The organism is Ornithinimicrobium kibberense (assembly GCF_006519705.1).
Taxonomy (GTDB): domain Bacteria; phylum Actinomycetota; class Actinomycetes; order Actinomycetales; family Dermatophilaceae; genus Ornithinicoccus; species Ornithinicoccus kibberensis.
On record NZ_VFXM01000005.1, the window covers coordinates 215976 to 230077 of the forward strand.

The 14102-nt window shown below is 73.6% G+C and carries 14 protein-coding genes; 4 read left to right on the plus strand and 10 right to left on the minus strand.

Features of this window, described 5'->3' with window-relative positions; genetic code table 11:
• Positions 1 to 2: 2 nt before the first annotated feature.
• The 8 genes from FJR00_RS05990 to FJR00_RS06025 are packed head-to-tail and all read right to left on the minus strand — an operon-like array spanning position 3 to position 8062.
• Positions 3 to 980: an alpha/beta fold hydrolase gene (locus FJR00_RS05990; protein WP_141337882.1), complete on the minus strand. Its 978-nt coding sequence runs from the start codon at positions 978 to 980 to the stop codon at positions 3 to 5.
• On the minus strand, positions 977 to 1636 hold the full coding sequence (locus tag FJR00_RS05995; RefSeq protein WP_141337883.1) for a TetR/AcrR family transcriptional regulator: 660 nt from the start codon (positions 1634 to 1636) through the stop codon (positions 977 to 979). The genes FJR00_RS05990 and FJR00_RS05995 overlap by 4 nt, the downstream gene beginning before the upstream one ends.
• The gene (locus FJR00_RS06000) at positions 1633 to 3249 is read right to left on the minus strand and encodes a class I adenylate-forming enzyme family protein (RefSeq protein WP_141337884.1); all 1617 of its coding nucleotides are present in this window, start codon (positions 3247 to 3249) and stop codon (positions 1633 to 1635) included. Before FJR00_RS06000 ends, FJR00_RS05995 begins: the two co-directional genes overlap by 4 nt.
• 2 nt (positions 3250 to 3251) lie before the next feature.
• Positions 3252 to 4403, minus strand: a complete 1152-nt coding sequence (locus FJR00_RS06005) for a branched-chain amino acid ABC transporter permease (RefSeq protein ID WP_141337885.1) — start codon at positions 4401 to 4403, stop codon at positions 3252 to 3254.
• The gene (locus FJR00_RS06010; protein ID WP_141337886.1) at positions 4400 to 5278 is read right to left on the minus strand and encodes a branched-chain amino acid ABC transporter permease; all 879 of its coding nucleotides are present in this window, start codon (positions 5276 to 5278) and stop codon (positions 4400 to 4402) included. The genes FJR00_RS06005 and FJR00_RS06010 overlap by 4 nt, the downstream gene beginning before the upstream one ends.
• Positions 5275 to 6060 carry an ABC transporter ATP-binding protein gene (locus FJR00_RS06015; RefSeq protein WP_141337887.1) on the minus strand — a complete coding sequence of 262 codons (786 nt, stop codon included), beginning with the start codon at positions 6058 to 6060 and terminating at the stop codon, positions 5275 to 5277. The genes FJR00_RS06010 and FJR00_RS06015 overlap by 4 nt, the downstream gene beginning before the upstream one ends.
• A complete protein-coding gene (locus tag FJR00_RS06020; protein ID WP_181409517.1) occupies positions 6057 to 6854 on the minus strand; it encodes an ABC transporter ATP-binding protein in 798 nt (265 codons plus the stop codon). Before FJR00_RS06020 ends, FJR00_RS06015 begins: the two co-directional genes overlap by 4 nt.
• Positions 6851 to 8062 carry a substrate-binding domain-containing protein gene (locus tag FJR00_RS06025; protein WP_141337916.1) on the minus strand — a complete coding sequence of 404 codons (1212 nt, stop codon included), beginning with the start codon at positions 8060 to 8062 and terminating at the stop codon, positions 6851 to 6853. The genes FJR00_RS06020 and FJR00_RS06025 overlap by 4 nt, the downstream gene beginning before the upstream one ends.
• A gap of 207 nt (positions 8063 to 8269) precedes the next feature.
• Between FJR00_RS06025 and FJR00_RS06030 the strand changes: the two genes are divergently transcribed.
• A complete protein-coding gene (locus FJR00_RS06030) occupies positions 8270 to 9508 on the plus strand; it encodes a DNA recombination protein RmuC (RefSeq protein WP_141337888.1) in 1239 nt (412 codons plus the stop codon).
• A gap of 59 nt (positions 9509 to 9567) precedes the next feature.
• On the plus strand, positions 9568 to 10467 hold the full coding sequence (locus tag FJR00_RS06035; protein ID WP_141337889.1) for a trypsin-like serine protease: 900 nt from the start codon (positions 9568 to 9570) through the stop codon (positions 10465 to 10467).
• Between the two features lie 115 nt (positions 10468 to 10582).
• On the opposite strand, the gene FJR00_RS06040 is transcribed toward FJR00_RS06035, so the two are convergent.
• Positions 10583 to 11623 (minus strand): 4-hydroxy-3-methylbut-2-enyl diphosphate reductase, encoded by a 1041-nt coding sequence (locus FJR00_RS06040; RefSeq protein ID WP_141337917.1) that lies wholly within the window; start codon positions 11621 to 11623, stop codon positions 10583 to 10585.
• 59 nt (positions 11624 to 11682) lie between these two features.
• Complete coding sequence (locus FJR00_RS06045; RefSeq protein WP_141337890.1) at positions 11683 to 12396, minus strand: alpha/beta fold hydrolase; 714 nt, start codon at positions 12394 to 12396, stop codon at positions 11683 to 11685.
• Between the two features lie 11 nt (positions 12397 to 12407).
• On the opposite strand from FJR00_RS06045, the gene xseA reads away from it, so the two are divergent.
• Together xseA and FJR00_RS06055 are read left to right on the plus strand one after the other, a co-directional pair.
• Positions 12408 to 13652 carry an exodeoxyribonuclease VII large subunit gene (xseA, locus tag FJR00_RS06050; RefSeq protein ID WP_075959157.1) on the plus strand — a complete coding sequence of 415 codons (1245 nt, stop codon included), beginning with the start codon at positions 12408 to 12410 and terminating at the stop codon, positions 13650 to 13652.
• A gap of 97 nt (positions 13653 to 13749) precedes the next feature.
• Positions 13750 to 14055, plus strand: coding sequence for an exodeoxyribonuclease VII small subunit (locus FJR00_RS06055; RefSeq protein WP_141337891.1), 306 nt, complete (start codon positions 13750 to 13752; stop codon positions 14053 to 14055).
• Positions 14056 to 14102 lie beyond the last annotated feature (47 nt).

Genomic DNA, 14102 nt, shown 5'->3' on the forward strand with positions numbered 1-14102 from the left:
GTCTAGCCGCCGACGGAGCGGCTCCCGTCACCGCGCGTCCCCGCCACCGCCTCCTCGACCCGGTCGGCCACGCAGGCGGCCCCGGCCCGGGACAGCACGATCGAGTAGTGGTTGACGTCCGGGACCTCCACCACCTCCAGGGCGGGGTATGCCGCCACCCACCTCTCCCGCACCTCGTCCGGGTAGAGCGGCGGCACCTCGTCCATGAGCCCCCGCGGCGCCAGCAGCCACGGGGTGGGCGAGGGCAGGTGCTCCAGGGCCTGCAGGACGTCGCCGCCGTCGACCAGCTCGCGGATGTCCCCGTGGAGGGCCTCCACACGGGTGGCGGCGCGCAGCTGCGGCTCGTCCCCGACCAGGTCGTAGTCCGCGTAGGCCTCGACCAGGTCCGACCACTCCCGGGCGAACGCCGGATGGGCGCGCCAGGTGGCCCGGTAGGCCTCGGGGCTGGCGAAGGTCTGCTCGAGCCGGGCGGCCGCCGGTCCCAGGGTGGCGTCGGCGAGCTGGTCCGGGGTGACCCCGGCCGGCGGCGTGAGCGGCAGCCCCCCGTCGACGAGCACGAGCGAGGCGACCATGTCCGGGTGCCGGTGGGCGAGCACGACGCCGACGAAGCCGCCCATGGAGTGTCCGACGACCACCGCCGGGCCGCCGGTGCCCAGCTGCCGGACCGCGGCCGCCACGTCGTCGGCGTGCCGGGCCATCCCGTAGGGGCCGGGCAGGTCCCGCGACCGGCCCCGGCCCCGCAGGTCCGGCGCGACCACGCGCACGGACGGGAGCAGGTCGGCCGTGGCCGCCCAGGCCAGGTGGGAGGAGGTGATGCCGTGCACGAGCACCACGGTGGGCACGGCCGACCCGTCGGCGGGCGCCTCCGTCGGCTCCCACACGCCGCAGAGGAGCTCGCCCCCGTCCACCGGCACCCGCTCGGTCCGGTGACGGGGCCCGGTGACGCTGGTCACCGACGTCGGCAGGGTGGGCGTGCTCATTCCTCGGTCCTCCTGGGGGTCCGGTCCTCGGTGGTGGGGGCGACGATGAGGGCCACGATGTCCATGAGCGCCTCGAAGACGTGGGGCGGCACCCCGTCGGGGTGGGCCGCCCGGGTGGCGGCCTCCCCCTCCCAGAGCACCCACCGCATACCGATCAGCTCCCCGGCGCCCATGAGGACCCACGCGGCCACGGTCGGGTCGACCCGACCCAGCTGTCCCTCGTCCCGGGCCCGGGTCAGCGCCTGCTCGTAGCCGGAGAGGATCGTGCCGTAGTGCTCCTTCATCGCCTCGGGCGAGACGAACTCGGCCTGCCGCACGATCCGGTAGAGGGCGGGGTGCTCGGCGGTGAAGCGGAAGAAGGCGCTGAACCCGGCCCGTTCGGCCGCGAGCCGGTCGGGCGCGGCGTCGGCGGCGGCGGTCATCGCCGCGCGCACGCGCCGGTTGAGGTCGTGGACGACCTCGTCGAAGATCTCCTTCTTGCCGGGGAAGTGGACGTAGAAGGTGCCCAGCCCGACACCGGCCTTCTCGGTGATCCGCACGATGGAGGCGTCCGGGTAGCCGACGTCGGCGAAGACGTCCTCGGCGGCCTGCAGCAGCCGCGCGCGGGTGCGCGCACCCCGTGCGGTCCGTGGGGCGGTCGCCCCGCCGGCGCTCACGGGGTCGCCCCCGCCGGTCCGCCGGCGGCCGGACGTCCAGGCCCTCGGTCGGTGCCGGCCCCGGCGCCGGCCTCGGCCCCGAGCCGTGCCACGAGCCGCCGGACCTCCTGCCGGTCGACCTTGCCGACCGCCACGAGGGGCACCTCGCGCACGAGGTGGATCCGCACGGGTACCTTGAAGGCGGCCAGCTCGCGCCGGCAGTGCGCCAGCAGCTCGGTCTCGTCGGTGGGCACGCCCGGGCGCGGCTGCACGACGGCCACCCCGACCTCCCCCCACCGGTCGTCGGCGACCCCGGTGACCGCGGCCTCGTGCACGGCCGGGTGCCGTCGCAGCGCGCCCTCGACCTCGGCGGGGGCGACGTTCTCGCCGCCGGAGATGTAGATGTTCTTGAGCCGGTCCACGATGCGCAGGTAGCCGTCGTCGTCGCGCTCGGCCACGTCGCCGGTGGCCAGCCAGCCGTCCCGCAGGGCACGGGCCGAGGCCTCCGGGTCGCCGAGATAGCCGCTGAACAGCCCCGGGCCCCGCACGACCAGCTCGCCCGTCCCGGCCCCGCGGAGCCGGGCGCCGGTGGCCAGGTCGACGAGGTCGACGTCGACGTGGGGGTAGGGCACCCCGGCCCAGCCGGCACGGTCCGCCGCCTCGTGCGGCGGCAGGCACAGGACGTTGGGGCCGGCCTCGGTGAGGCCGTAGCCCTGGGTCAGCGCGACGCCCCGCTCGTGGTAGGTCCGCAGCAGCGGGGCCGGCATCGGGGCGCCCCCCACCACGGCGCTGCGCAGGCTGCTCAGGTCGGCGGTGGCGAAGCTGCGGTGCTCGGCCATGAGCAGGTAGTGCGTCGGCACCCCCATCATCGTGGTGACCCGGTGCTCCGCGACGAGGGCCAGGACCCGGCCCGCGTCGAAGGAGCGCTCGAGCACGACGGTGGCGCCGGTCCACCAGGCCAGCAGGGGCTGCACGTTCCAGGCGCCGACGTGGAACTGCGGCAGGACGGCCAGGACGACGTCGCCGGCGGTCAGCTCGACGGTGCGGGACAGCGACAGGTTGGTCCAGAAGCAGGCCCGGTGCGACAGCACGGCCGCCCGGGGCGCGCTCCCGCTGCCGCTGGTGAGGACGACCAGGAGCGGGTCCTCGTCCTCGACCGGCCCGTCCGGCCCTGGTCCGGGGCGCACCTGGGGCACGTGGCCCTCCCCGTCCAGGCTGCCCAGGTATGCCGTGGGCACGGGGGTGCGGGCCCCGTCGCCTGCGGCGCGGGCCAGGTCGGCGGTCTCGTCCTCGGCGACGAGCAGCACGGGGTCGACGGTGTCCAGCTGGGAGGCGAGCTCGGGGGCGGTGGAGCGCCAGGACAGCGGCGCGAGCGCGGCCCCGAGCCGGGCGCAGGCGAAGAGCAGCACGACGTGGCCGGCGCTGTTGCCGACGAGGGTGGCGACCCGGTCTCCCCTGCCCAGCCCCGCGGTGCGGAGCCGGTCCACCATGCTCTCCACGCGGTGGTGCAGCCCGGCGTAGTCCAGGGGGACTCCCCGGTCGACGAGGGCGACGTGGCGGGGGTCGATGCGGGCCCGGTCGGCCGGCCAGCGGCCCAGCGTGTGCATCCCGTCCCGGTCCGGCGTCGGCCCCATGGTCACCTCACCCCCAGACGTTCGGGATCGTCGGCCCCCGCGTCCTCGGTCCGGTCGTCCGGCCGGGGCTGCGGCGGGGCGTCGTCCCGCCGCGCACGCTCCCTGCGCGGGGCGGCGATCCGGGCCACGGTACCGGCGAGACCGCCGGGGAGGAAGAGCACGACGAGGACGAACAGGGTGCCGAGGATGAACAGCGGCTCCGAGAGCGGGATCCTCAGCACGACGGGCAGGTCGTCGACCCACCCGGCCTGGGACAGCACCGTGAGGCGCTGGTTGAGCAGGACGTAGAGGATCGCCCCGGCGACGGCCCCCCACCGGGACCCGACGCCGCCCAGGACCACCATGAGCAGCAGCGAGATCGTGAACTCGGCGCTGAGGACGGTCGGCACGGCGCCGGAGTTGAGCAGCAGGTGGACCATGCCCACCATCGAGGCGATCACCGAGGCGGACACGAAGATTGCGAACTTGACCATGAAGGGCCTCATGCCGAGGACCCGCACCCGCAGCTCGTTCTCCCGGACCGCCTCGGCCACGTGGCCCGCCCGGCTGTTCTGGACCCAGGCGGTCAGCAGGTACGCGAGGACGAGGACCGCGAGCGCCAGCCAGTAGAGGTTGCGCGTGTCGGCGACCCCGACGAGGGCGTCGGGGACGTGCTCGGTCGGCAGCCGCAGGCCCTCCTCGCCGCCGGTGACCCGCTCGGGGTCACGGCGGACCCAGACGTACCCGGCCTGGGCGAAGGCCAGCGTCACCATGGCGAAGGGGATCCCCGTCACCCGGAGGCTGACCGCTCCCAGGACGGCGGACATGACCGCGGCCACCAGCAGGGTGACCAGGGCGGCGGGCACCAGGCCCAGCTCGAGCTCGCGCATGACGATGCCCAGGCCGTAGGCGCCGAGCCCGAAGTAGAGGGCGTGGCCGAAGGAGAGCAGCCCGGCCACCCCGAACAGCAGGTGGTAGGACAGGGCCACCGCGGCCATCACCCATGCCAGCGCGAGCAGGTGCAGGGTGCCGGGCGTGTAGGTGGCGCCGGGCAGGACGCCGGGGACGGAGATGTCCAGCAGGGGCAGGCAGGCCAGCAGCACGACCAGGCCGAGGGGCAGGAGCAGCCGGGTCAGCGCGGGGCGGTGCCGGGTCGAGGGGGTCGGGCCGGTCATGCCGCCACCTTCTTCCCGAGGAGTCCGGAGGGGCGGGTCAGCACGACCACCGCGAGCAGCACCACGACCGCGAAGTCGCCGTAGCCCCAGTAGTAGTTGGCGAACTGCTGGAGCACCGCCACGAGCACGGAGGCGATCGCCGCCCCGGTGAGGGAGCCGAGTCCGCCGATCACGGTGACGATGAAGGCGAAGATGAGCAGGGTCTGGCCCAGCACCGGGGACACGTAGCCGAAGTAGTGCGAGGCCAGCACTCCGCCCATCCCGGCGACGGCGCCGCCGATGGTGAAGATCAGCGTGAAGGCCGTCCGCACGTCGATGCCCAGGGCGGTGACCATCGACCGGTTCTCCACCCCCGCCCGGATGATCATCCCGTAGCGGGTCCGCTGCAGGAACAGCACGAGCGCGACGAGCACGACGGCGGCGACGGCGATGGCGACGAAGCGGTCGTTGGGCACGTTCGCGCCGGCGATGGTCGTGGTCCGGGCCATCCAGGCCGGGCCGCTGATGAACCGGGGGTCGGTGCCCCAGATCCCGTCGAAGAGGGCCACGACCGCCAGGGCCAGACCGACGGTGATGAGGACCTGCTCGATGTGCCGCTCGTAGAGCCGCTGGACCAGGAACCGCTCGGTGAGGGCGGCGAAGACGGCGCCGGCCAGGGCCCCGACCAGCAGGGAGAGGACGAAGCCCGGCCAGGAGGTGGCGCCCATCCGGGCGGCGACCTCCCAGCCCATGAAGGCCCCGAAGGTGAGGAAGACGCCGTGGGCGAAGTTGAGCACGCCCATGAGGCCGTAGATCAGGGACAGGCCCGAGCTGACGAGGAAGTAGATCGCGCCGAGCCCGACGCCGGTGACGAGCAGGAGGACGACGGTGCTCATGCTGCTCCGGCCGCCGGGCCGCCGTGCACGCCCAGGAGGCGCTGCGTGGCGACGGGGTCGTCCAGGAAGGCGGCGGCGTCGCCGTGATGGACGCTGCGGCCGTCGGTGAGGACGACGACGTGGTGGGCGAGGTCACGCACCACGTGCAGGTTCTGCTCGACCAGGAGCACGGGAGCGACCTCGGCGGCCCGGGCCAGGGCGTGCGCGACGTCGGTCACCAGACGGGGGGCCAGGCCCTTGGTGGGCTCGTCGATGAGCAGCACCCGGTTCTCGTTGAGCAGCGCCCTGGCGAGGGAGACCATCTGCTGCTGGCCGCCCGAAAGGGTGCCGGCGGCCTGGTTGCCGCGCTCCCGCAGCTCGGGGAAGAGCTCGTAGACGAGGTCGTAGCGGTGGGGTCCGCCACGACGCTCGGCGAGCCGGAGGTTCTCGGCGACGGTGAGCCCGGAGAAGACCTCGCGGTCCTCGGGCACGTAGGCCACGCCGCGGGAGGCCACCTTGAAGGTCGGCAGGGTGCTGATGTCCTCGCCGTCGAGCTCGATCGTGCCGGACCGGCCGATCAGCCCCATGACGGCCTTGATGGTCGAGGTCTTGCCCACGCCGTTGCGGCCGAGGAGGGCGGTGACGCCCGTCGCCGCCACCTCGAGGTCGACGTGCTCGACCACCTGCTGGCCGGCCACGTGGGCGGCCAGGTCGCGCACGACGAGGACGGGGGCGGGGGCGGTCGACCCGTCGGCCGGGGACGACGCCTCCGCCGCGGAGGAGGAGAAGGTGCGCGACGTCATACCGTCTCCCCCAGGTAGGCGCTCTGCACCGTGGGGTCTGCCATCACGGCCTCCGGGGTGTCGATGGTGAGCAGGTTGCCGAAGTGGAGGACCGCCACCCGCTCGACCAGGCCGAGGAGCACCTCCATGTGGTGCTCGACCATGAGCACGGTGCGGCCGTGGTCGCGGTGCAGGCTGCGGATGACCTCGGTGAGGCCGTCGACGTCGCCGGAGGCCACGCCGGCCATCGGCTCGTCCAGCAGGACGACCGAGGGGTCGGTGGCCAGCAGCATGGCGATCTCCAGCTTGCGCTTGTCGCCGTGGGGCAGGTCCCCGGCCATCCGTCCCAGCCGGTGGCCGAGGCCGACCTCCTCCAGCAGCTCGAGGGCACGGCGTGAGGCCGTGTCCCCCCGTCGGGGGAAGGCGGCCAGGGACAGGGCCCGGCCCTCCTTGACCTGGGCGGCGAGGCGGACGTTCTCCTCCACCGGCAGGCGGGGGAAGAGCGAGGAGGTCTGGAAGGTCCGCCCGAGTCCGGCGGTGGCCCGCTGGGTGACGCTGCGACCGGTGATGTCGACGCCGTCGAGCAGGATCCTGCCGGTGGTCGGTGCCATCACCCCGGAGACGAGGTTGAACAGCGTGGTCTTGCCGGCCCCGTTGGGCCCGATCACCCCGACGATCTGGCCGGCGGGGACGGCGAAGCTGACGTCCTGGAGGATCTGGGCACCGCCGATCCGCAGCGACAGGTCGCGCACCTCGAGCGCGGGGGCGGCGGAACCGGCCGCCCCCGCGTCGAGGCCCGAGGCGTGGTCGGTCACCGGCCGGACGCCTCCGGCGGCGCGACCTGGTCGGCGGGCACGGTCTCGCCCAGCTCGGGCACCCACCCGTCGCCGTCCTGCACGAGGGTCGCGGTGAACATCGGCTGGATGAGCGCGTGGTCGCTCTCGCGGATCGAGGTGGTCCCCTTCGGACCCTCGAACTCCCAGCCCTCGAGCGCGTCGATCATGGCGTTCACGTCGTCGCCGCCCTCGGCGACGGCCTGCACGATCATCTGGCCCGCGACGAACCCGTCCGGGGTGAACAGGTCGGGGGTGCCACCGGCCTCGTTGACGTGGTCGACGAGGGCCTGGTTGACCTCGTTGTCGGCGGCCTCGGGGAAGTAGTGCGACAGGAAGCTGATGCGCTCCCCGATCGGGCCGTAGGCGGAGAAGGTGGCGCTGTCGGCCAGGCCGGTGACGACCGGGGCGGCGTCGAAGACGTCCTGCTGGTCGAGGGACTGCCACATGTTGCCGGCGGTCGCCCCGGCCCACGCGACGAAGATGAGGTCGGGGTCGGCGTCGATGACCTGACGGGCGAAGCCGGTGAACTCGGTGGCGTCCTCGGGCACGAGCACGCTGTCGACCTCGGCCCCCTCCCCGCCGAGGACGGCCTCGACGGCGGCCAGGTTGCCCTGGCCGAAGGCGTTGTCCTGGGCGAGCACGACGACCTTGCCGCCCTCGTCCTCGAGCATGGCCCCGGCGGTGGCCACGTCCTGCAGGGACTGACGGCCGGAGCGGAAGGTGAACTCGTTGATGCCGGTGACCGCGTCGGCGGCGGCCGGCCCGGAGATGTAGAGGACCTCGTTCTGTGCGGCCTGCTCGGCCATCGCGAGCGCGATGCCGGAGACCACGGTGCCGCCCAGGATCTTGAAGTCCTGGCCGATGAGGTCCTTCGCGGCCGCGACCGCGGTGTCCGGGTTGCCCGCGTCGTCGCGGTACACGAGCTCGACCGGTCGGCCGTCGACCTCTCCGGTGCCGTCCGTGGCGTAGTCGAGGCCTGCCTCCAGGCCTTCCTTGTACTGCTTGCCGTAGGCGGCCAGGGGACCGGTCTCGGAGTAGATGATGCCCACCTGCACGGGGTCTCCCCCCGACTCGTCGGCCGCGGCCTCCTCGGTGGTGGCACCCCCCTCCGGCTCGTCGCCGGACCCGGAGGACCCGGAGTCCGACGGGGCGCAGCCGGCCACGGTCAGGACCGCTGCGGTGGACATGAGGGCGAACAGTCGGGTGCGGATCACCGGGAACACTCCTTCGTGCACGGACGAACCTGAAAGGTGATTCAGGTTTCGTCGGCACGCTAGCCACCACTGATCGACACTGTCAACGGCTCCGGGGTCACGATCCGGTCACGGCCGGGGCGGAGTGGACCGAGGAGGACAGCGCCAGGTCTGTCCGAGCCTGCTGGCACAGTGCTCGGCATGGAACTGCAGTGGTGGCACGTGCTCCTCGTCGTCCTGGGCGCGCTCGGTGCGGGGCTGGTCCTGGGACGCGCCCTGGGGCTGGCGGCCGGTGCACCCGACCGGGCTCGCCTCGAGGCCGAGCGCGACGGCTTGCGCGACCGCGTCGGCACCCTGACCAGAGCGGTCGAGCAGGACCGTGAGGCGGCCGCCGAGCTCGGGCCGCTGCGGGCCTCGCTGGACCGGGTCGAGGCGCAGGTCCGGACGCTGGAGCGCGACCGGGTCGAGCACTACGGGCAGGTCGGGGAGCACCTGGCGCAGGTGGCCCACCAGACCCGGGCGCTGCACGAGCAGACGAGTGCGCTCTCCGGGGCGTTGTCCTCCTCCGCCGTCAGGGGCACGTGGGGCGAGGTCCAGCTGCGCCGCGTGCTGGAGCACGCCGGGATGCTGGCCCGGTGCGACTTCGACGAGCAGGTGTCGGCCACGACCCGCCACGACGTGCGGGTCCGCCCCGACGTCGTCGTGCACCTCCCGGGCGGCAAGAACCTCGTCGTCGACAGCAAGGCCCCGCTGGGGGCGTTCCTCCGGGCCCAGGGGGACGGGGTCGCCCCCGACGAGGCCGACCGGCAGCTGGCCGAGCACGCCCGCGCGCTGCGGCGGCACGTCGACCAGCTGGCGGCCAAGGACTACTGGAGCGCGTTCGACTCCTCCCCCGAGCTCGTCATCTGCTTCGTCCCCAGCGACGCGGTGCTGGCCGCCGCCCTGCGCGCCGCGCCGGACCTCTACGACCACGCACAGGGCCAGCGTGTCGTCCTGGCCTCCCCCGGCACCCTGCTGGCGATGCTGCGGGCCACCGCTCTGGCCTGGCAGCAGGATGCGCTGACCACGCACGCCCGCGAGCTGCTGCGGCTGGGTGCGGACCTGCACCGACGGTTGTCGACCCTCGGCCGGCACACGGCGGCGATGGGGTCGGCCCTGCGGCGCTCGGTGGAGACCTACAACCAGCTGGTCGGCACCCTGGAGACGCGGGTCATGGTCACGGCCCGGCGGATGCACGAGCTCGACCTCGCCGAGGAGGCGCCGCCCGCCCTCGAGCCGGTGACCGCGGCTCCCCGGCCGCTGACCAGCCCCGAGCTGCTGGCCGCCGAGCTGGACGAGCTCACCCCCGCGCGACCCGTCGACGAGAAGGATCTGTCAGGAGCCAGCGGATCGTTCCCGGAGGAGGCGTCGGGCCCCGTCCGCCACCGGGACAGCGCTTGACGCGAGGGTTAACCTGAGGTCTTCAGCACTCGGGGGCCCACGAAAGGAACGACGCAACGATGCGTATGCGCACACTCATCGCCGGGGCCGCCGGCCTGGCCGCTGTCGCCGCCACCGCCGCCCCCGCCGCCGCGATTAAGTACGGCGAGCCCGACGGCGACGACCACCCTTATGTCGGGCTCATGGTGGCCTACGTCTGGGACGACGTGAACGAGGACGAGATCCAGACGGACGACGAGCTGTTCGCCGGCTGGCGGTGCACCGGCACCCAGATGGACGCCGACACCTTCCTCACCGCCGGCCACTGCACCTCGGGGGCCGACGCGGTCGCGATCTGGTTCGACGAGGACCTCCAGGACGAGCGTGCCTCCGGGCAAATCGCGGTCTTCGCCGAGGCGATCGACCAGGACGACCCGTCGGACGCCGACGTCTGGAGCTACGACGCACTCACGCGCGACAACTACACCGACGCCGCGTTCTATCTGCACGACGTCGGGATCGTCGACGGCATCACCCTCGCCGACGGCGTCTCCTTCGACAAGTACGGAGCCCTGCCCACCCTCGGCTACTGGGACGAGCAGCACGAGACACGCAAGAAGGACCGTGACTCCTACACCACCGTCGGCTACGGCCTGCAGTGGGCGGCTCCGCCGAGCCAGGGCATCGGACGCGGTGACCAGGACGACTGGACCAGGCTGCAGGCCGGCGGGGAGCTCATCGGCTACCGCCAGTTCGGCGGTGGCAAGACCAACGACGCCTATGTGGTGCTGACCAACAACGCCAACACCGGAGGAACGTGCTTCGGCGACTCCGGCGGACCGACCTTCATCGAGGGGACGAACACGGTCGTGGCGGTGACGTCCTTCGGCGTCAACAGCACCTGCGCCGGCACGAGCGGGGTCTACCGGATCGACACCGCGGACGACCTGAGCTGGCTCGGTCAGTTCGTCAGCGACTGAGCCCAGGCCGACCCACTGCGGGACGCACGACGAAGGCCCGACCTCCACATGGAGGTCGGGCCTTGGTCCTGCCTGGGCCTGTCCTGCGGTCGGAGCGGTCCAGGGCCCAGCGGCGTCAGTGCAGCTCGGTCCCCCGGCCGCTGGGGATGCTGCTCGGGTCGTGCTTGACCTTGGCCGCCTCCTGGCCGGCCGCCTTCAGGTCCCGGCGCAGCTCGGTCGGCAGGGCGAACAGCAGCGACTCCTCGGCGGCGGTGACCGCGCTGACGTCGGCGTACCCGCGTTCGGCGAGCCAGTCGAGCACGTCGCGCACGAGCACCTCCGGGACGCTCGCGCCGCTGGTCACCCCCACGGTCGAGACGCCGTCGAGCCAGGCCTCGTCGATCTCGTCGGCGTAGTCGACCAGGTGGCCGTCGCGCGACCCGTGCTCCAGGGCCACCTCGACGAGCCGCTTGGAGTTGGAGCTGTTCTGAGAGCCGACGACGATCATGAGGTCGCACTCGGCGGCCATCTGCTTCACCGCGACCTGGCGGTTCTGCGTGGCGTAGCAGATGTCGTCGCTCGGGGGGTCCTGCAGGTGCGGGAAGCGCTCCCGCAGGATGGCCACGGTCTGCATGGTCTCGTCGACCGACAGGGTGGTTTGCGAGAGCCAGGCGAGCTTTTCCGGGTTCGGCACCTCCACCACGGCGGCGTGCTCGGGGTTCTCCACGACGATGGTGTTCTCCGGGGCCTCCCCCGCCGTGCCTTCCACCTCCTCGTGGCCGGTGTGCCCGACGAGGAGGATCGTGTAGTCCTCGCCGGCGAACCGGATGGCCTCGCGGTGCACCTTGGTGACCAGGGGGCAGGTCGCGTCGATGGTCCGCAACGACAACGCACGCGCCTCGGCGTGCACGGCCGGGCTGACTCCGTGGGCGGAGAAGATCACCCGGGCGCCCTCGGGCACCTCGTCGGTCTCCTCGACGAAGATCGCGCCCCGCTTCTCCAGGGTGCGCACGACGTGCTTGTTGTGCACGATCTCCTTGCGCACGTACACGGGCGGGCCGTAGAGCTCGAGGGCCTTCTCCACCGTGACCACGGCCCGGTCCACGCCGGCGCAGTAGCCGCGCGGGGCGGCCAGCAGGACGCGTCGCTGCTCTCCGGCGGACTCGGGGACGGTCACGTCGGTCGGGCGGGTCGAAGGTGTGGCAGTCACCGGACCATCCTACGTGCGCGCTCTGGTCACGACCTGGGAGCGGCCTCGCGGAGGGCCTCGCGCAGCACCTCCACCGTCGCCGCCCGGTGCGTCAGGGGGAAGAGGTGGCTGGCGCCCTCGACCACCACGACCCGGGCGCGCGGCGCCGCGCGGGCGAACCGCCCGGCGTGGATCCGCATCTGGTCCCACCGCCCGTTGGCGATCGTCACCGGGCAGTCCACCCTGGTCAGCAGGTGCGGTCCGCACCGTCGCACGACCGCGTCCCAGGCGTCGGCGAGCACGGGGTATGCCGCGGCGTCGGGCAGGTCCTCCGGTCGCGCCCCCAGTGCGCGGATCACCGCGTTCGCGAGCCGGGCCATCCGGTCGTACCCGACCCGCGGCAGCAGCTTGGCGAAGCCCGTGTACACCCCGGTCAGCCGGCCGGCGGGGTCGCCGGTGGCGCCCAGGAGCACCAGGCCCGACAGGGTGCCGGGGTGCTCGGCCGCGTACAGGGAGGCGAGGTAGCCGCCCAGGCTGTGCCCCGCCAGCACCACCGGGCGACCGTCGGCCGCCGTGCGGACGGCCGCGTCGACGACGTCGAGGGCGGCCTCGACCGTGAACGGCGCACCCGCCCGCTGCCCGTGCCCGGGGAGGTCGACGGCGACCACGTCCGCGGAGGGGAGCTGCGCGGCATACCCGTCCCACTGGTGCCGGGAGAACCGGGACCCGTGGACGAGGACGAGCAAGGGGCGGGGGTGCACCGACCTAGGCTATGGGCGTGACCCCACCGACGTCGCTGCCCCCCACCGCCAGGGACACCACCGCCGAGCAGCCCTGGCCGGTGCGCACCCTGTCGATGAAGATCAGCGACTACGTGGACCGGATGTCGCCGTTGTGGGTCGAGGGGCAGATCGTCCAGCTGAACCACCGGCCGGGGATGTCGCGGGCCTACTTCACGCTGCGGGACACGGATGTGGACATGTCGTTGTCGGTGTCGATCTCGGTGGGTGCGCTCGCGGCCATGCCCGCGCCTCCGCAGGAGGGCGCCCGGGTCGTGGTGCACCTCAAGCCCTCGTTCTGGACCAAGCGGGGCACGCTGACCATGGACGCCCGGCAGATGCGGCACGTCGGGGTCGGTGAGCTGCTGGCCCGGTTGGAGCACCTCAAGCAGCTGCTGCGCAGCGAGGGCCTGTTCGAGCCGGGTCGCAAGCGCCCCCTCCCCTTCCTGCCCCGCACGATCGGGCTGGTCGTCGGCCGCAACACGGCCGCGGAGCGCGACGTGCTGGCCGGGGTGCGGCGGCGGTGGCCGGCCGCCCGGTTCGAGATCCGCCAGGTCGCCGTGCAGGGAGCCACGACGGTCACCGAGGTGTGTGCCGCCGTGCGCGAGCTGGACGAGCTGGCGCAGGTCGACGTCATCGTGGTGGCCCGGGGCGGAGGGTCGTTCGAGGACCTGCTGCCGTTCAGCAACGAGACCCTCGTGCGTGCGGTCGCGGCCGCCCGCACCCCGGTCGTCTCCGCCATCGGCCACGAGAGCGACACCCCGATCGTGGACTTCGTCGCGGACCTGCGCGCCTCGACCCCCACGCACGCCGCGGCGGCCGTGGTGCCCGACGTGGCCGACGAGCTGCGGGGCCTGACCACCGTGCGCGCCCGGTCCCGGCGGGCGCTGACCACCCGCATCACCCGCGAGCGCGAACGGATCACCTCCGTCATGAGCCGGCCGGTCATGGCCGACCGGGCCGCGATCGTCGCCCGCCACCGCGCCGAGGTGGAGGACCTGCGCGCCCGGGGGCGGGGACGGCTGGCCGACCGGCTCGCCCGCGAGCACGACCGCGCGGGCCAGCTGCTGCGGCACCTGCGCGCCGTCTCCCCCCAGCACACCCTGGAACGGGGGTACGCCGTGGTCCGGCACGCGGACGGCGGCATCGTGCGCGACCGGGCGGAGGTGGAGGCCGACGAGCTGCTTCGCGTCACCGTGGCCCGGGGTGACTTCGCCGTGCGACCGGTCGCGGGCTGACCGTCCCCGTCGGCCCACGCCGACCGGTCGGAGACGATCCGAGCCGCAGCGAGGCGGTCGCAGGGGTGCGGCAGCGCGGCGGTCGTAGGGTGGAGCGGTGACTTCGACCGACACCCCCTCGTCCGAGCCCACCCCCGTGGACCAGCTGACCTACGAGCAGGCCCGGGACGAGCTGGTCGCGCTCGTCTCCCGGATCGAGTCCGGCCAGGTGCCGCTGGAGGAGTCGATGCTCCTGTGGGAGCGGGGCGAGGAGCTGGCCGCCCACTGCCAGGCCAAGCTGGACTCCGCCCAGGAGACGCTGGACCGGGCGACCGCACGAGGGGACTCCGCGGGCGAGGACGCCACCGTCACGGAGGGCTCCGACGTCGACGCCGAGGACCAGCAGGGCGGACCGGCCGACTAGCAGCGGCCGGGCGCATGCTGGTGGCCCGGCCGGTGCTGGCCGGGTGC

Excerpts from the sequence above, each read along its gene's own strand:
- FJR00_RS05990 (WP_141337882.1), bottom strand. The coding sequence starts at position 980 with ATGAGCACGCCCACCCTGCCGACGTCGGTGACCAGCGTCACCGGGCCC.
- FJR00_RS06000 (WP_141337884.1), bottom strand. The coding sequence starts at position 3,249 with ATGGGGCCGACGCCGGACCGGGACGGGATGCACACGCTGGGCCGCTGG.
- FJR00_RS06005 (WP_141337885.1), bottom strand. The coding sequence starts at position 4,403 with ATGACCGGCCCGACCCCCTCGACCCGGCACCGCCCCGCGCTGACCCGG.
- FJR00_RS06010 (WP_141337886.1), bottom strand. The coding sequence starts at position 5,278 with ATGAGCACCGTCGTCCTCCTGCTCGTCACCGGCGTCGGGCTCGGCGCG.
- FJR00_RS06015 (WP_141337887.1), bottom strand. The coding sequence starts at position 6,060 with ATGACGTCGCGCACCTTCTCCTCCTCCGCGGCGGAGGCGTCGTCCCCG.
- FJR00_RS06025 (WP_141337916.1), bottom strand. The coding sequence starts at position 8,062 with ATGTCCACCGCAGCGGTCCTGACCGTGGCCGGCTGCGCCCCGTCGGAC.
- FJR00_RS06030 (WP_141337888.1), top strand. The coding sequence starts at position 8,270 with ATGGAACTGCAGTGGTGGCACGTGCTCCTCGTCGTCCTGGGCGCGCTC.
- FJR00_RS06035 (WP_141337889.1), top strand. The coding sequence starts at position 9,568 with ATGCGTATGCGCACACTCATCGCCGGGGCCGCCGGCCTGGCCGCTGTC.
- xseA (WP_075959157.1), top strand. The coding sequence starts at position 12,408 with ATGGGCGTGACCCCACCGACGTCGCTGCCCCCCACCGCCAGGGACACC.